The sequence below is a fragment of the Aeromicrobium terrae genome, assembly GCF_008039565.1.
In the GTDB taxonomy this organism is placed as follows: domain Bacteria; phylum Actinomycetota; class Actinomycetes; order Propionibacteriales; family Nocardioidaceae; genus Aeromicrobium; species Aeromicrobium terrae.
Map to the genome: position 1 here is coordinate 153470 of NZ_VDUX01000002.1, position 16649 is coordinate 170118.

Here is a 16649-nt window from a genome sequence, read left to right on the forward strand (position 1 = left end):
GTTGGGTCATGCTGTCAACCGAGGAAAGGACGAGTATGACGGACGCCACGGCTTCCCGATCGGCGAGGGAGCGCCTGCTGGAGGCCGCGGTCGACGCGTTCGCCGAGAAGGGGTTCACCGCCACCACCACGCGCGACATCGCCTCGCGCGCCGGCATGAGCCCGGCCGCCGTCTACGTCCACCACGACACCAAGGAGAGCCTGCTCTTCACGGTCAGCGTGCAGGGTCACCGCGCCGCCCTCGACGTCATCACCCGCGCGGCCAAGGACGAGTCCGAGCCGGCTGCGCAGCTGCACCGGATGGTGCACGAGTTCAGCACCTGGCACGCCGAGAACAGTCGCGTCGGCCGGATCGTCCAGTACGAGTTCGACGCCTTGACCCCCGAGCACCGCGCCGAGATCGCCGGGTACCGGCGTCAGATCGAGCGGTGCATGCAGGACGTCCTGGCCCACGGCGTCGAGGCCGGGGTGTTCGACGTCGAGGACCTCGCCGGCACGGCGCGCGCCCTGCTCTCGCTCAGCGTCGACCTCGTGCGCTGGTTCGACCCGCACGGACCGCGACCCGCGAGCGAGGTGGCCGGCCTGCACGCCGACCTCGCCGTCCGCATGACGGCCCCGCGCGCCTGACCCCGGACATGACGACGCCGGCACCCTGAACGGGTGCCGGCGTGCCTTTTCGGAGGTCAGGCCTGAAGCACGGCCTGAGCCGTGATGACGATGGTGACCTTGTCACCGATCATCACGCGGTCGCCCTGGACCGGGATGTTGAAGTCGATCCCGAAGTCCTTGCGGCTGATCTCGGCGGTGGCCTCCGCACCGAAGCGCGTGCCGCCCCACGGGTCGGCGCCCTCGTCGAACAGCTCGGTGTCGAGCTCGATGCGACGCGTGACGCCCTTGATGGTCAGGTCGCCGACGAGCACGACGCGATCCTCGCCCTTCTCCAGGACGTCGGTCGACTCGAAGGTCATGGTGGGGTTCGTCTCGACCTCGAAGAAGTCGCCCGAACGCAGGTGGTTGTCACGATCGGTGTTGCCGGTGTCGATCGAGCTCAGGTCGACCGAGACGCGGACGGCCGTGTCGGTGAGGTTCTCGCCGGTGGTGACGGAGCCCTCGAACTGCTTGAAGTTGCCGCGCACCTTGCTCATCAGGTGACGGACGCTGAAACCGATCTCGGTGTGGGCCGGGTCGATCGTCCAGGTGCCGGTGCTCAGTGCGGTGGTGGTGGTGCTCATCTCTGAATCCTCCGAATGTCTGTTTGGTTGACGTTTCAACCACTTACTCCTGCACAACCATAGTTGACGGTTCAACATTCCCCAAACGCCTAAGATTCTTCTCGTGACGAAGATCAGCACGGACACCCCGTGGCTGGACGCCGAGCAGCAGCGCATCTGGCGCGCGTTCCTCGGCGGCGTCACCGTGCTCATGGACCAGCTCGATCGCGACCTGCGCACCAAGCACGGACTGTCGATGGGCGAGTACGAGATCCTCGTCCGCCTGTCCGAGGCGCCCGGCCGGTCGATCCGGATGGCCGAGCTCGCAGCGGCCGTGTCGCACTCACGCAGCAGGGTCACGCACACCATCAGCCGGCTCGAGCGCGCGGGCATCGTCGAGCGCGCGCAGTGCTCCGAGGACGGCCGCGGCGTGAGCGCCCTCCTCACCGACCACGGGTTCTCCGTGCTGGAGGAGGCCGCGCACACCCACGTCCGCGGCGTGCACGACTACCTGATCGAGAACGCGCCCACCGACGACTTCGCGGCTCTCGGCCGCATCATGGAGCGGGTCATCGCCACGCTCAACGGCCAGCGCTTCTGAGACGCACCGAGCGCGCTCTGCGCGCGAGCGTGCGGCCAGGTCGAGTGTGCGCGCCGAAGGCGCCCGTCGTATCGAGACCTGAGTCAGTCGCGCGTGAGGCGGCGGTGCGTGACGGCGTGCGGCCGGGCGGCCTCCTCGCCGAGACGGGCGACCTTGTTCTTCTCGTAGTCCTCGAAGTTGCCCTCGAACCAGAACCAGCGGGCCGGGTCCTCGTCGGTGCCCTCCCACGCCAGGATGTGGGTGGCGACGCGGTCGAGGAACCACCGGTCGTGCGAGACCACGACGGCGCAGCCGGGGAACTCCAGCAGCGCGTCCTCCAGGGACTGCAGGGTCTCGACGTCCAGGTCGTTGGTGGGCTCGTCGAGCAGCAGCAGGTTGCCGCCCATCTTCAGGGTCAGCGCCAGGTTCAGCCGGTTGCGCTCACCGCCGGAGAGGACGCCCGCGGGCTTCTGCTGGTCGGGACCCTTGAAGCCGAACGACGCGACGTAGGCGCGGCTCGGCACCTCGAAGTTGGCCACCTTGATGAAGTCGAGACCGTCGGACACGACCTCCCAGACGTTCTTCTTCGGGTCGATGCCGCCGCGGCTCTGGTCGACGTAGGAGATGCTGACCGTCTTGCCGACGTCGAGCGAGCCGGAGTCCGGCTTCTCCTCCCCCACGATCATGCGGAACAACGTGGACTTGCCGACGCCGTTGGGGCCCACGACGCCGACGATGCCGGCGCGCGGCAGGTCGAACGACAGGCCGTCGAACAGCTCCCGGTCGCCGAAGCTCTTGTGCAGGTCGACGGCGTCGAGGACCTGGTCGCCGAGCCGGGGACCGGCCGGGATGTTGATCTCCTCGAAGTCGAGCTTGCGGGCGCGCTCGGCCTCCGCAGCGAGCTCCTCGTACCGGCTGAGGCGGGCCTGGTTCTTGACCTGGCGGGCCTTGGCGTTGGAACGGACCCACTCCAGCTCCTTGGCCAGGATCTTCGCCCGCTTGGCGTCCTTCTTGCCCTCGACCACCAGACGCTGCTGCTTGGTCTCCAGGTACGTGGAGTAGTTGCCCTCGTACGGGTGGGTCTTGCCGCGGTCGAGCTCGAGGATCCACTCCGCGACGTTGTCGAGGAAGTAGCGGTCGTGGGTGATGGCCAGGACGGCGCCCGGGTAGGACTTCAGGTGGCCCTCCAGCCAGTGGACGCTCTCGGCGTCCAGGTGGTTGGTGGGCTCGTCGAGCAGCAGCAGGTCGGGCTGCTCGAGGAGCAGCTTGCAGAGCGCGACGCGGCGACGCTCACCGCCGGAGAGGTGGTCGACCAGCTCGTCCGGCGGCGGGCAGCGCAGCGCATCCATGGCCTGCGACAAGCGGGAGTCGAGGTCCCAGGCGTTGGCGTGGTCGAGGTCGGTCTGCAGCTCGCCCATCTCGGCGAGGAGGGCGTCGTAGTCGGCGTCGGGGTCGGCGAGCGCCTCGCTGACCTGGTTGAACCGGTCGAGCTTGCCCTTGATCTCGGCGACGGCCTCCTCGACGTTCTCGAGCACCGTCTTGCCCTCGGTCAGCGGCGGCTCCTGCAGGAGGATGCCGACGGAGGCCTCCGGGTCCTTGATCGCGTCGCCGTTGTTGGGCTGCTCGAGCCCGGCCATGATCTTGAACAGCGTGGACTTGCCGGTGCCGTTGGGACCGACGACGCCGATCTTGGCGCCGTGCAGGAACGACAGCGACACGTTGTCGAGCACGACCTTGTCGCCGTGCGCCTTGCGGACGTTGCGGAGGGTGAAGACGTAGTCAGCCATAGACGGACAAGCCTAGTCGCGACCGCCTAGTCGCGAGCCTTGAGGATGCTCGTGCGATACCGGGCGTAGTCGTCGAGGACGTCCTGCACCGGGTCGACGACCTGCTCCTCGGCGACGTGCACGATGCCCTCGGTGAGGGTGCGCTCGGCGCGACGCGCGCGGCTCCGCGCGTAGAGGCGGCCGACGACGTTCGCGAGCAGGCCCAGGACGATGCCGACGACCGCCCCGCCGACGGCCATCACGACCGGCAGCGAGAAGCCGCCCACCTCGGGCGGGTCGGCGACCTCGAAGGAGTCGAGCAGCCGATCGGCGAGCAGGACGCCCAGCCAGCCGAGACCGCCGATCATGGCGAGGAACAGCAGACCCTGCAGCACGTTGACCAGGCCCCACCACGGCGCCGGCCGGGCGACGGACACGTCGGCCTTGGCGACGGCGCCGTCCAGAGCAGTGACGATCTCGTCGGAGCGGGCGATGGACGCCTCGCGGACGGCGTCGCGCCACGGACCCTCCAGGCCGACGGACGCCTTCTCGGCGATGTCGCGGATGGACGACTCGGCCTGGGCGCGCTGCACCGACGCGACGGACGGGACGCCGGTCTGCCGGGCGAGCCGGGAGATGGACCGGTCCGGGTCGATGCCGAGCTCGGCGAGCGGGTCAGGTCGCAGCCGGCCGAGCCAGCGCGTGACGGGCCAGCCGGTGCGCTGCGAGCCGCGACGACGCGTGGACGCCTCGATGGCGCTGACCAGCTGCGGGACGCCGGCGCAGTCGAGCAGGCCGAGGTGCAGCGCCTGGTGGTCGACGTCGCTGATGCCTGGCACCTGGCTGGTGCCGCCCGCCGTCGCGATCTCGTAGGCGGCGGCCACGATGTCGGTCTCGAGCCGCTCCCGCGCGGACGCCTTGGCCCGGATGCGCGACGCCAGCTCGCGCTTGAGCTCCTCGATGCCGTCGCCGCGCGTGGCGGAGATGCCGAGGACCGGGACACCCTCGAGGCCCTCGTCCTCGAGGATGCGGCCGACGTCGGACAGCGCGCGGGCCCGCTGCTCGAACGGGATGCGGTCGATCTGGTTGAGCACGACGAGCGTGACGTCGCGGAACCCGGCCATGGGGCGGATGTAGCGGTCGTGGATGGCGGCGTCGGCGTACTTCTGCGGGTCCAGCACCCACACCAGCAGGTCGGCGTACTTGACCAGGCGGTCCATCTCGAGGTGGTGCTCGACCTCGGTGGAGTCGTGGTCGGGCAGGTCGAGCAGGACCAGGCCGTCGAGCCGCTGGTCCTCGGCGGAGCGGTCGAGCATGCTCATCCGCGACACCTGGTGCCGCGCGGGGATGCCCATCCACTCGAGCAGGCCCTGGGCACCGTCGGGTCCCCAGGCGCAGGCGAGCGCCCACGAGGTGGTGGGCCGCCGCACGCCGACGCCGGCGAGCTCGAGGTCGGTGAGCGCGTTGAACAACGACGACTTGCCCGATCCCGTGGCACCGGCGAGCGCGACGATCGTGTGCTCGCCGGAGAGTTGCAGCCGCTCCGACGCGCGGTCGGCCAGGCTCTCCGCCGAGGCCAGCACGGACGGGTCGAGGCGGCCCTGCGCCGCGTCGATCGCGGCGACGAGCGCGTCGAGCCGTGCGGCGACGTCGTTGCGGGCGCCGCTGAACGTGGGTGCAGCGGCGTCGGTTGCGGCCGTCATGAGTCGGGTCCCCCCTCGAGGAAGTCGGCGTGACGAGCGTATTCGGCGCGCCGTGCAGCCTCGCGCAGGGTGGTCTGGGTGGCTCGCACCGTCTCGGGCGAGTCGAGCAGGTCGAGGAACCGCAGCTGCTCGTCGCGCAGCAGCGGCGCGATCCGGGCCTCGAGGTCGGCGTGCGCCTTCGTGACCAGGCTGTCGAGGACGAGGTCGCCGAAGATGGCGGCCAGCAGCTTGCGGCCGACGTTCTCCGGGCCGCGGGACTCCGCACGGTGCGCCAGCACGACGATCATCAGCGTGGCGCTGACGCCGTTGACGCCGAAGGCGAGGAAGTTCGCCGTCATCCGCTTGTCGGACCCCTCGATGCGGACGAGGTCGTGGACGGCCGCCTGCCAGTCGCGGATCGCCCGCTCGGCGCGGTTGTGGAGGTCGTGCGAGGCCCGCTCCAGGCCACGCGCGGACGCGAGGAGCTGCTTGCCCGACGGGCTGCCGCCCCAGGCGCGAGCGGCGGTGGCCGCGGCGGACTCCGCGTCGTCGACGATCAGCGACGTGAGGGCGTCGCCCACCGCGCGGCTGACCTCGGTGGCCCGGGTGCGCTTGCCGGTGACGCCGTCGACGAGGCGGTCGCGGATGCGGGACACCCGCTCCTCCACGGAGCGCATCATCTCCCCGGTGCCGACGAACTCCTGCCAGCGCGCGAACACCTCGCCGCGCAGGAGGGTGCCGTCGGACGTCTCCTGGGAGATGGCCGCCGCGGTGTCGTTGTACGCGTCGCTGACGTCGGCGTACAGCGCCTCGGCCGCCTCGACCTGCGCGTCCATGGCGTCGGCGATGTCGTGGGTGCGCAGCACGTTGTGGCGGATGGCGCCGTCGAGCGTCTGCGTCATGACCGCCGTGCGGGCACGCGGGTCGGCGGCGAGGTCGGTGAGCCAGCCGACGATCGGGGCGACCGCGTCCGACGGCAGCAGGCCCTCGGTGTCGGTGGTGGACTCCGGCACCGTGAACAGCGGCGAGTCGGACAGGCCGCGGGACGTCATCATCCGGGCGAGGTGTCCGCGGACCTCGACGACGGCGTCGGCGTGGGTGCGGTCGAGGACGACGGCCACCGAGGTGCTGCGCTCCGCGGCCTGGCGCAGGTAGTCCCACGGGACCTGGTCGGCGTAGCGCGCGGCCGACGTGACGAAGAGCCAGAGGTCGGCGGCGGCGAGCAGCTGCGAGGCGAGCTCGCGGTTGCCCTGGTCGATGGAGTCGACGTCGGGTGCGTCGAGGATGGCCAGCCCGCGCGGCACCCGCTCGGACATGGCGAGCCGCAAGGCGTAGACGTCGTTGGTGGGCACCGAGGTGCGCGGCAGGTCGGGCAGCACGCGGTCGGGCTGGAACCACTCCGCGTCGTCCGGGTGATGCACCAGCACCGGGGAGCGCGTGGTGGGCCGCAGGACGCCGCTCTCGGTGACCCGGGTGCCGACGATGGAGTTGACCAACGTGGACTTGCCGGCGCCGGTGGAGCCGCCCACGACAGTGAGCAGCGGCGCGTCCAGCTGGACGAGTCGTGGGATGACGTAGTCGGAGAGCTGGTCGACGACCTCGGCCTGTCGAGCGCGTGCTGCCTCCACCCCGGGCGCTTCGAGTCGAAGCGGCGTGGCCGAGATCTCGGTCAAGAGCTTGCTCAGAGCGCCCAGCAGGACCACTGATGCGTGTTCGCTGGGCACGGCTCTCCTTCCGGGGTCGACAGGCATCTGGACGTGTCCCCAGGTTAGTGGACTATGGACCGTCCCGTACCACCGTCAGGAACGACGCATCGCGGGCAGCGGCGGAGGCAGGCGCAGCATCGGCCGCAGGGCGTACATGGCGTCGAGCAGGGCATATGTGCGCTCGATGCCCTGGGGCTTGTCCCGGCCCGTCATCACGGCGTGGTGCAGGAAGGCCATCTCGGTGGCGAGGCGCTGGTACCGCTGCACGATCCGCGCCGCGACGCGCCCGTGCTCGCGGCGTGCGTGGCGACGGGCGATCTTCCGGTAGCCGAACCGGGAGAGGTACGGGATCTCGGCCGGATGGATCCAGCCGCGGTCGGCGACGTAGGTGAGCGACTGCTCCAGGACGCGCACCTGACGCGTCCGCACGACGATGGCGAGCGTTCCGACGCCGAACAGCACCAGGCCGAGCAGCAGGTAGACCAGCACGAATCCGGCGCCGCCCCCGATCGTCAGCGAGCTGTTCCACAGTCCGTGCAGTCCCATGCTGACCACGAGCCCGAGGGCGACCACCACGATGCGAGCGGCCTTGCTGCGTCGTGACACCGCGATCCCGACGGCGATGCCGAACGCCGACGTGAACAGCGGGTGCGCGAACGGGCTGAAGACGCCGCGCACCACGAACGTCGTGGTGACCCCCTCGGCGCCGGCGATCTTGATGTCCGGCGAGCCGAGGTAGCTGGCCGCGTAATAGCCGATGTTCTCGATGAAGGCGAAGCCGATTCCGACCAGCCCCGCGTAGATCAGCCCGTCCAGGAACCCGTCGATCACGCGGCGCATCCGTAGGAACGTGAGCAGCAGGAACAGGCACTTCGCCGGCTCCTCCGTGGCGGGGGCGACGAACGACGCCATCGTGTCGTCGCTGAGGTCGAAGACGTGCTGGATGCTCACCTGCAGCGCGAGCGCGATGCCCACCGCGACCACGCCGCCCCACACGAACGCGGCGAACTTGTAGCGCCGCGGCTCGGGCTCGTAGCGGTCCAGCCACCAGTAGGAGAACCACAGCAGCGGCAGCGGGATGAACGCGAACATGACCGACAGCCCCGCACCGGCCGGGTCGCCCGCGCCGAGCGAGATGACCACGCCGCCAACCACGCCGAGCACGGCGATCACGGCGAACGCGACGGTCAGGAGCGTGCGGCCGCGCTGCCGTGGGACCTCGCGGTACCGCGGCAGGCGGCTGGGGATCGGCGCCATGGACGCCGTCGCAGGCTCGGTGGTCACGCCGACGAGCCTAGGGGAGGGGGCCAGGCTGTGCCCCCGGCAGGATTCGAACCTGCGACCGAGTCATTAGAAGTGACTTGCTCTATCCAGCTGAGCTACGGGGGCGTCGGAAATGTCGAACGTAGTCAATCACGAACCCAACCAAAAGATGGGTATTCACATAGTCTGGAGTCATGGCGGCTCACCACACCAAGGACAAGGGCGATCTTGGGGCTGCCAAGGCGCACGCTGATCTCGTCGAGAACGGGTTCACGGTCCTGTTCCCCGCCACGGAGCACGCGCCCTTCGACCTCGTGGCCTACCGGGACGGCGAGTTCCACCGCGTGCAAGTGAAGTATCGCTCCGCAAGAACAGGTTCGATCCAGGTGCAGTTCCGATCCATCTGGGCAGATCGAAACGGCACTCACATGAAACCGACCGACAAGGCCGAGGTCGACGTGGTCTGCATCTACTGTCCAGAAACCGATCACTGCTACTACCTAAGGCCAGCCGACTTTCGACAGTCAGTGACGCTGCGAGTGGCGCCAAGCAAGAACGGGCAGCAGCGCGGCATTCAGACCGCCGAGCTGTTTCGGGCCTTTCCAGTTCAATAGATCCGGCTTCGGTACGCTCGACGCGGCGATGGATCCCGCCGGGGCACGAGCCCGAACCGCATCTCGCTGATGGTTTCCTGCAATGACAGGAGACATATGTCCGCACACGAGCCGGAACGGCCGCTCCCCCACGACCCGGATCTCGAGGTCGACGAGGGGCCCCTCGGTGAACCCCGCGCAGCCCACCTGACTCCGCATCTGGTGGCCTTGGTGCTCCTCGGGGGCGCCGCCGGCACGGCATTGCGCGATGCGATCGAGCGCGCATCAGGCGGGAGCGACGGATTCCCGTGGGCGACGTTCGGCATCAACGTGAGCGGAGCGCTGGTCCTGGCGATGCTCGTCGAGGCGCTGGCGCTGCGCGGCTCCGACGTGGGCCGGCGGCGACGCTGGCGCCTGCTCCTGGGCACCGGGTTCCTCGGCGGCTACACGACGTACAGCACGTTCGGCGTCGAGACCGACACCCTCCTGCGCGACGGCCGGCCCGGGCTCGCGATGACCTACGCCCTGGCGACCGTCCTCGCCGGGCTCGTGGTCTCGGTCCTGGGGATCAAGGTCGCCCGGACGGAGCTCCTCCGATGATCCTGGTGGCCGTGGCGGGCGGAGTCGGTGCCGCGACGCGCCTTGTCGTCGACGGCGTCGTCAGCAGCCGGACCTCCGGCCGGCTGCCGTGGGGCACGGCAGTCATCAACGTCCTCGGCTCGTTCCTGCTCGGCCTGGTGGTCGCGCTCGACCCCAAGGGCGGCGCCGTCATGGGCACCGGCTTCCTGGGCGGGTTCACGACGTTCAGCACGGCCAGCTTCGAGACCGCGCGCCTCGCCCTCGACCGACGCCACTGGGGCGCGGCCGGCTACGGCCTCGGCGTGCTGGTGCTCGCCGTGGGCGCGGCCTCGGCCGGCTACGCGATCGGCCGGCTGTAGGTCAGCCCTTCTTCGCCGCGTCGATGGCCTTCTGGAGGTCGGCCGCCTGCGGGACGCCCCCGCCCTGGCCCTTGACGTCCTTGCCGTCGATGCGCACCGTGGGCGTGCCGCTCACCTTGTCGTCGCGCGAGCGGTCGGTGCCCTCCTTGATCCACGGGACGAACCTGTGCTTCAGGACGCACGACTCCGCGTCGTCGACTCCCGTGGACTTGAGTGTGTCGACGAGAGCGTTGTCCTCGGGACCGGCGGTGTTCTCCTGCGGCTGGTTGGCGTAGAGGAGGTCGTGGACCTTCTTGTACGCCTCGCCGCCGCCCGACTCGAACGCGCAGATCGCGGCGTTGCCGGCGCGGCTGGAGTACTCGTTCTGGCTGGCGCGGTCGAGGAAGTTGAGGATGCGGTACTCGATCTCGATCTCGCCGCTCTTGACCTTCTGGTCGAGGAACTGACCGTTGGCCTGCTCGAACGCCTGGCAGACCGGGCACTGGAAGTCCTCGTAGAGCACGACCTTCACCGGGTTCGACGCCGAGGTGCCGCCGGCGTCGGCCGACGTGTACGGCAGTCCGAACTCGCTCGTGGCGCCCTTGGGCGTGATCACCTTGGTCTCGGCCTTGCGGTCGTCGCTGGCGCTCTTGATGGCCCAGCCACCGGCAGCGATCAGCGCCACGACGATCACCACGATGCCCACGGTGATCATGTTGCGCTGGCGCTTGTCAGCCTTCTCGCGCTCCTTGCGCATCTGCTCGGCACGGGCGGCTCGCTGCTGGCGTTCGTTCGTCACGCGGCACAGCGTAACGAACTCGGGGAAGTCGTCTCAGCCGGTTGCGGCTATGGTGCTCGACGTGAAGGACAGGCTGGTGTGGATCGACTGCGAGATGACGGGTCTCTCCCTGGAGCACGACGCGCTGGTCGAGGTCGCGGCACTCGTCACCGACTACGAGCTGAACGTCCTCGGCGACGGCGTCGACCTGGTGATCAAGCCGCCGGCCGCTGCGCTGGAGCAGATGAACGAGGTCGTCACCCGCATGCACACCAGCTCCGGGCTGATCGACGAGCTCGACGCCGGTCTCACCATCCGCGAGGCGGAGGAGCAGGTGCTCGCGTACGTGCGCGAGCACGTCAAGGAGCCGCGCAAGGCGCCGCTGGCCGGCAACACCATCGGCACCGACCGCACGTTCCTCGCCCGTGACATGCCCGAGCTCGAGGGCTGGCTCCACTACCGCGTCATCGACGTGTCGTCGATCAAGGAGCTCGCGCGCCAGTGGTACCCGCGGGCCTACTTCGCGGCTCCGGAGAAGGCCGGTCACCACCGCGCCCTGGCCGACATCACCGAGAGCATCGACGAGCTGCGGTACTACCGGAAGGCCGTGTTCGTGCCGCCGCCCGGGCCCGACAGCGACCAGGCGAAGGCCTTCGCCGCCGAGGTCTCCGAGAACCCGACAGGTGGGTCCGGCTCCCCAACCTGATTCCTATAGACTCGTCCTCGCTGTTCCGGGCTCGCCCGGTGCACGTGGTGGGCGTAGCTCAGTTGGTAGAGCCCCGGCTTGTGGTGCCGGTGGTCGCGGGTTCAAGTCCCGTCGTCCACCCCACGTGTGGTGTCACCCGTTGCGGAGACTCACGTCTCCCGACGCGGTGTGCACCAGGACCAGGCCGTCCCCCGTGCCGGCCGAGGGCAGGTCGGACGTGACGTGCCCCGAGCTCGAGGTCGCGTCGACGCTGTAGTCGATCGCGCCGCCGGGCAGCTGAGCCCGGACGTCGCCGCTGCTCGTGTACGCCTTCAGGGCGAACGGCTGGCGGGAGAAGTCGGCGTTCACCGTGCCCGACCGCGTGCGCGCGGACAGCTCCTGCACCTCCAGGTTCCGACCGCGGACGTCGCCGCTGCCGGTGGCCACGGTGAGGACGCGGTCGCGGAGCCCGTCGGCGACGACGTCGGCGGAGTCGGTGGCCACGAGGACCGGGACGCCCCGCGGCACCTCGATGGTGACCTCGACGCCACAGCCCGGTGCGAGCCACGACGCGCACTCGCTGACCACCTCGACGCCGGACCGGCTGCGGCGCAGCTCGTAGTGGGTCTTGCGCAGGCCGTCGGTCACGGTCGCGCGGACCACCAGCTGCATGTCGCGCGCCTCGACGAGGCGGACGTCGGAGCCGGCCGACTTGATCGCGACCTGCGGCGACGCACCGAGGTCGATCGCGTTGACGGCGGTGCGGGTGGAGCGCATGGCGACGGAGACCGCGGCCACCGCGCCGGCCAGCACCGCGACGGCGAGCACGGTGCCCAGGACGGTGAGCATCGTGCGCCGCATGGGCGGCGGGTCGTCCTCGAGCTCGTCCAGCAGCTCGTCGTCCATCTCGATCCCCCGATCGTCGGTCATGCCGTCGCTGATCTCACCTGCGACACGGGCACGACGTCGCCGGCGCCCATGCGGGCCGCGTCGGCGGTCTCGTCGTCCGGCATGGTCTGGCTCTCGCGCTCGGCCTCGACCCGCTTGAGGTAGTGGTCGACCTCGCGCTCGCGCTGCTTCTTGCTCCAGCCGAGCACCTCGCCCATCAGCTCGGCGACCTCGGCGGCCACCTCGGTGCCGCGGTCGAACGTCTCGATGGAGATGCGCGTGCGGCGGGCGATGGTGTCGTCCAGGTGCCGAGCGCCCTCGTGCGACGCCGCGTAGACGACCTCGGCCCGGAGGTAGTCGTCGGCGCCGGTGAGCGGCTCGCCCAGGTCGGGCCGCTCGGAGATCAGGTCGAGCAGCTCGGTGATCATCGACCCGTACCGGCGCAGCAGGTGCTCGATCCGCCCGACGCCGAGCCCGCTCTCGGTGGCCAGCTTCTGCCGCTGGTTCCAGACCGCCTCGAACCCGTCGGCGCCCAGCAGCGGGACGTCCTCGGTGCAGCTCGCCGGGATCTTGCGGTCGTGCTGCGACGACATCGCGTGCACGGCGGCGTCGATCGCGTCCTTGGCCATGACGCGGTACGTCGTGTACTTGCCGCCGGCGATGACCACGAGACCCTTCACACCGGTGGAGACGGCGTGCTCGCGCGAGAGCTTGCTGGTCGCCTCGTCCTCGCCGGCCAGCAGCGGGCGGAGGCCGGCGAAGACGCCCTGGACGTCGTCGTGGGTGATGGGCTCGACGAGGACCTTGTTGACGTGGTGCAGCAGGTAGTCGATGTCGGAGCGGCTGGCCGCCGGGTGGTCCTTGCTCAGGTTCCAGTCCGTGTCGGTGGTGCCGATGATCCAGTGCCGCTCCCACGGGATGACGAACAGCACCGACTTCTCGGTGCGCAGGATGAGACCCGAGTCGCCGCGGATGCGGTCGCGCGGCACGACGAGGTGGATGCCCTTGGACGCGCGGACGTGGAACTGGCCGCGCTCCCCCGCCAGGCCCTGCGTCTCGTCGGTCCACACGCCGGTGGCGTTGACGACCTGGCGGGCCGCGACGTCGAACTCGTCGCCGGACTCCAGGTCCTTCACCCGGGCGCCGGTGACGCGGTCACCCTCGCGGAGCAGGGCGACGACGCGAGTGCGGCTGGCGACATGCGCGCCGTACGCGGCGGCCGTGCGCGAGAGGAACATCGTGTGGCGGGCGTCGTCGACCTGTCCGTCGTAGTACTGCAGCGCGCCGACCAGGGCGTCCTTCTTGAGCGCCGGCATGATCCGGCGGGCGCCGCGACGGGTGAGGTGACGGTGCAGCGGGACGCCCTGGCCGTAGCCGGACGCCTTGCTCATCGCGTCGTAGAGCGCGACGCCGGAGCCGGCGTAGAACCGCTCCCACACGTGGTGGGTGAGCGGGTAGAGGAACGGGACCTCGCGGACCAGGTGCGGCGCCAGCTTCTGCAGGCTCAAGCCGCGCTCCTTGAGCGCCTCGGCGACGAGCCGGAAGTCGAGCATCTCGAGATAGCGGAGGCCGCCGTGCATCAGCTTGCTGGACCGGCTCGACGTGCCCGACGCGAAGTCGCGCGCCTCGACGAGACCGACCGTCAGGCCGCGGGTGGCCGCGTCGAGCGCGGCGCCTCCGCCGACGACGCCACCGCCGATGACGAGGACGTCGAGCGGCGTGGTCCGCATCGCGTCGAGGGCTGACGCGCGGGTCTGCGGTGACAGGGCTACCGAGCGCATGACCCCAGTCAAGCAGGGTCGCCGAGTCCGGCGTCACGGGCCATCGCGACCGCCTCGGCCCGGGTGCCCGCGTGCAGCTTGGCGAGGACGTCGCTGACCCGGTTGCGCACCGTCTTGGGCGAGAGCACGAGCCGGCGGGCGATCGAGGCGTTGTCGAGGCCGCGGGCGAGCAGCTCGAGCACTTCCCGCTCGCGCTGGGTCAGCTGCGGGAACGCGGTCGAGCCGCTGCTGCTGCCACCGGAGGCGAAGAACGACATGACGTGCTCGGCGACGCGCGGGCCGAAGACGCCCTCGCCGCGGGCCACGGACTGCACGGCCCGGTGCACGGCGTCGGAGTCGGCCTCCTTGAGGAGGTACCCGTTCGCGCCGACGCGCAGGGCAGCGAACACCGAGTCCGCGTCCTCGTCCATCGTCAGCACCAGCACGCGGGTGCCGGGCAGCGCGGTCCGGATCCGCGCGGTGGCGGCGAGCCCGTCGGTCCCGGGCATGCGCAGGTCCATCAGGACGACGTCGGGGCGATGCTCGGTGGCGACGGCCACCGCTTCCTCGCCGTCGCCGGCCACCGCGACGACCTCGATGTCGTCGAACTCGTCGAGCACGGCCCTCATCCCGGCCACGAAGACCGGGTGGTCGTCGACGATCACCACCGAGACGGTCATGGCGCCTCCGTCGGGAGCACGGCAGTGACGACGGTGCCGCCACCGGGCCGCGGGCTGATGTCGAGACGGCCGCCGACCTCGACGGCCCGCTCACCCATGCTGGTCAGCCCGACCCCGTTCTGCGGACGCGCCGGCAGGCCGCGGCCGTTGTCGCTGACCGAGACCACGAGGGTGCCGTGGCGAACCTGGGCGGAGAGGTGCACCCGACCGGCCCCGCTGTGCCGGACTGCGTTGGAGACGGCCTCGGACGCCACCGCGTACGCCGCCACCTCGACGGCGGCCGGCAGGCGGCCCCAGCTGTCGTCGATCTCGGCGGTGCACTCGGGCACCTCGAAGCCCTGGACGAGCCGCTCGAGCGCGCCACCCAGGCCGACGTGGTCGAGCACCGGCGGTCGCAGGCCGTGGGTCACGGCACGGACGTCGGTGACCACGCCGCGCAGCCGCTCCCGGATCTCCACCGCACGATCATGCAGGTCAGCGGGTCCGTCAGCCATCCGACGCGCCAGGGCGTCCATCTGGTGCGCCGTCCCCGCGAGCACCGGTCCGACACCGTCGTGCAGGTCGGCGCGGAGCCGGCGACGCTCCTCCTCGCGCGCCAGCACGATGCGGACGCGGCTCTGCGCCACGTCCTCGACCAGGGACGCGGCGTAGGCGAGCGTCGCGGCGCGGCTGCCGACCTCGGCGATGGCCTGGCGCTCCTCGCCGGAGAACCGCTCACCGCGCTTGCGGTACCCGACGTGCAGCTCGCCCAGGTCGTCGCCGAGCGTCGAGACGGGCTCGACGTACCAGTCGTCGGTCGGCTCGCCCGACGTCACCGTGACGGCGCCGACGAACGCGACGTACGGGAGGCGCAGGGCCTCGCGCAGCGCGTCGACCAGGCGCTGCAGCGCCTCGACCGGTTCGCTCGCCGGTGCGACGTGCCGGCCGACCCGGGAGACGACGGCGTAGGGGTCGCGCCGGTGGCCGAACAGCCAGCGGTCGACGCCGGCCTGGACGACGGTCCGCCCGGACGCGGCGACCACCGCCGCCACCGCGACGAGCACGACGCCCAGGCGCGACGACGGCGCGACGCTCCCGACGGCCAGCACCACGCCCACGTAGGCCAGCACGACGATGCCGCTCAGCAGCAGGAAGACGATCGTCCGGTTGAGCGCGAACTCGATGTCGAACAGCTGGTGCCGCAGGATCGCGACCACGATGGCCACCGGCGGACCGACCAGGCCGAGGGAGAACAGGAGGTCTCCGGCATCGGACCGGCCGCCCTGCGTGGACGCCACGAGACCGACGAACAGGACGAGGGCACCCAGAGAGAGCCACTGGAGCTGCGCCCGGCCAGCGCCCGTGGCGCGTCGTGCTCGCGCCCGCAGGCTGATGACACCGCACAGCGACCCGCCGAAGAGGACGAAGATCGAGCCGAACATCGTGACGTAGCGGGACCAGGTGCCAAGCAGACCCAGCGGGTTGTCGAGCTGGGGGATCATGTCCGGCTCGACCGGCGCCAGCATGCGGGCCACCGCGGCGAGCGTGGCGATCGAGGCGAACGCCAGCACCGCCGGACGCCAGCCCTGGGTCGCGGGCCGGCCGTCCGGGAACAGCAGGAGCGCCAGCGGCAGGACGAAGAAGTAGGGAATGAAGCCCCACACGGCGAACCACGTCAGCACGTCCGTGCCAGGCAGCGGCGCATCTCGCACGAGCGCGGACCAGGTCGCCAGCTCGGCCGCGAGCAGGTACGGACCGATCAGCGAAGCAGAGACCAGCACCCACCCGACCGCGTTCTGCGGACGTGACCGCACGAGGACGGCGCCCGCCACGGGGTAGACGCTGCCGAGCACGACGTCGCTCCACGCGACCCGCGGCACGTCCACGCCGTCGACCAGCGTCCAGCTCACGACGAGCGCCGCCGCACAGCCCAGCACCGAGGTCGCCGCGAGGGCGACCGCGACGGTGACGAGGAGCCGGTCGTTCGACCGGACCCGGTGCGGCAGGAGCATGCGGTCATCCTCCCTGTCCGCACGCGTCCCCGAGACGTCCTTCGGCAGATTCCCGCGCAATGGGGGCGAGTGTCCCTCGTGCCCGGGACACGTCCCGGCCCATCGTCGTCGTCAAGCCCGCAGACTCCGCTGGCCGCCGCCCGCGGCCCG

At 70.7% G+C, this 16649-nt stretch carries 16 protein-coding genes and 2 tRNA genes; 7 read left to right on the forward strand and 11 right to left on the reverse strand.

Translation table 11 applies throughout. The features are described 5' to 3' along the window. The first annotated feature begins 35 nt into the window (after window positions 1–35). Window positions 36–626: a TetR/AcrR family transcriptional regulator gene (locus FHP06_RS04235; RefSeq protein WP_222706356.1), complete on the forward strand. Its 591-nt coding sequence runs from the start codon at window positions 36–38 to the stop codon at window positions 624–626. A gap of 56 nt (window positions 627–682) precedes the next feature. On the opposite strand, the gene FHP06_RS04240 is transcribed toward FHP06_RS04235, so the two are convergent. Then, the gene (locus FHP06_RS04240) at window positions 683–1231 is read right to left on the reverse strand and encodes a YceI family protein (RefSeq protein ID WP_147684130.1); all 549 of its coding nucleotides are present in this window, start codon (window positions 1229–1231) and stop codon (window positions 683–685) included. A 103-nt stretch (window positions 1232–1334) separates the two neighbouring features. Between FHP06_RS04240 and FHP06_RS04245 the strand changes: the two genes are divergently transcribed. Next, window positions 1335–1811, forward strand: coding sequence for a MarR family winged helix-turn-helix transcriptional regulator (locus FHP06_RS04245; protein ID WP_330999598.1), 477 nt, complete (start codon window positions 1335–1337; stop codon window positions 1809–1811). Between the two features lie 83 nt (window positions 1812–1894). On the opposite strand, the gene ettA is transcribed toward FHP06_RS04245, so the two are convergent. The 5 genes from ettA to FHP06_RS04270 form a co-directional block, all read right to left on the reverse strand. Further along, window positions 1895–3577: an energy-dependent translational throttle protein EttA gene (ettA, locus tag FHP06_RS04250; RefSeq protein WP_147684132.1), complete on the reverse strand. Its 1683-nt coding sequence runs from the start codon at window positions 3575–3577 to the stop codon at window positions 1895–1897. A gap of 26 nt (window positions 3578–3603) precedes the next feature. Then, a complete protein-coding gene (locus FHP06_RS04255) occupies window positions 3604–5259 on the reverse strand; it encodes a GTPase (RefSeq protein WP_147684134.1) in 1656 nt (551 codons plus the stop codon). Continuing rightward, entirely contained in the window at window positions 5256–6962 is a 1707-nt protein-coding gene (locus FHP06_RS04260) for a GTPase family protein (RefSeq protein ID WP_187271774.1), read from the reverse strand. The genes FHP06_RS04255 and FHP06_RS04260 overlap by 4 nt, the downstream gene beginning before the upstream one ends. Before the next feature lie 75 nt (window positions 6963–7037). Further along, on the reverse strand, window positions 7038–8228 hold the full coding sequence (locus tag FHP06_RS04265; protein WP_147684137.1) for a PrsW family intramembrane metalloprotease: 1191 nt from the start codon (window positions 8226–8228) through the stop codon (window positions 7038–7040). Window positions 8229–8259: 31 nt separating this feature from the next. Then, window positions 8260–8333, reverse strand: a tRNA-Arg gene (locus tag FHP06_RS04270). A 68-nt stretch (window positions 8334–8401) separates the two neighbouring features. Here FHP06_RS04270 and FHP06_RS04275 point away from each other — a divergent pair. The 3 genes from FHP06_RS04275 (at window position 8402) to FHP06_RS04285 (ending at window position 9738) form a co-directional block, all read left to right on the forward strand. Further along, the gene (locus tag FHP06_RS04275; protein WP_147684138.1) at window positions 8402–8821 is read left to right on the forward strand and encodes a group I intron-associated PD-(D/E)XK endonuclease; all 420 of its coding nucleotides are present in this window, start codon (window positions 8402–8404) and stop codon (window positions 8819–8821) included. Between the two features lie 201 nt (window positions 8822–9022). Further along, window positions 9023–9400 (forward strand): fluoride efflux transporter FluC, encoded by a 378-nt coding sequence (locus tag FHP06_RS04280; protein ID WP_230973404.1) that lies wholly within the window; start codon window positions 9023–9025, stop codon window positions 9398–9400. Beyond that, window positions 9397–9738 (forward strand): fluoride efflux transporter FluC, encoded by a 342-nt coding sequence (locus FHP06_RS04285; protein WP_147684142.1) that lies wholly within the window; start codon window positions 9397–9399, stop codon window positions 9736–9738. The genes FHP06_RS04280 and FHP06_RS04285 overlap by 4 nt, the downstream gene beginning before the upstream one ends. Before the next feature lies 1 nt (window position 9739). Here FHP06_RS04285 and FHP06_RS04290 read toward each other — a convergent pair whose 3' ends face one another. Then, window positions 9740–10516, reverse strand: coding sequence for a DsbA family protein (locus FHP06_RS04290; RefSeq protein WP_147684144.1), 777 nt, complete (start codon window positions 10514–10516; stop codon window positions 9740–9742). Between the two features lie 61 nt (window positions 10517–10577). Between FHP06_RS04290 and orn the strand changes: the two genes are divergently transcribed. Together orn and FHP06_RS04300 are read left to right on the forward strand one after the other, a co-directional pair. Further along, entirely contained in the window at window positions 10578–11201 is a 624-nt protein-coding gene (orn, locus tag FHP06_RS04295) for an oligoribonuclease (RefSeq protein WP_147684146.1), read from the forward strand. Window positions 11202–11248: 47 nt separating this feature from the next. Beyond that, window positions 11249–11324, forward strand: a tRNA-His gene (locus FHP06_RS04300). 9 nt (window positions 11325–11333) lie between these two features. On the opposite strand, the gene FHP06_RS04305 is transcribed toward FHP06_RS04300, so the two are convergent. From FHP06_RS04305 to FHP06_RS04320, 4 genes are read right to left on the reverse strand one after another with little or no spacing between them, the layout of a single operon-like run. Continuing rightward, window positions 11334–12110, reverse strand: coding sequence for a DUF4097 family beta strand repeat-containing protein (locus FHP06_RS04305; protein WP_147684148.1), 777 nt, complete (start codon window positions 12108–12110; stop codon window positions 11334–11336). Continuing rightward, window positions 12107–13849: a glycerol-3-phosphate dehydrogenase/oxidase gene (locus FHP06_RS04310; RefSeq protein WP_147684150.1), complete on the reverse strand. Its 1743-nt coding sequence runs from the start codon at window positions 13847–13849 to the stop codon at window positions 12107–12109. The genes FHP06_RS04305 and FHP06_RS04310 overlap by 4 nt, the downstream gene beginning before the upstream one ends. An 8-nt stretch (window positions 13850–13857) precedes the next feature. Continuing rightward, window positions 13858–14508 (reverse strand): response regulator, encoded by a 651-nt coding sequence (locus tag FHP06_RS04315; protein WP_147684152.1) that lies wholly within the window; start codon window positions 14506–14508, stop codon window positions 13858–13860. After that, a complete protein-coding gene (locus FHP06_RS04320; protein ID WP_147684154.1) occupies window positions 14505–16499 on the reverse strand; it encodes a sensor histidine kinase in 1995 nt (664 codons plus the stop codon). The genes FHP06_RS04315 and FHP06_RS04320 overlap by 4 nt, the downstream gene beginning before the upstream one ends. Window positions 16500–16649 lie beyond the last annotated feature (150 nt).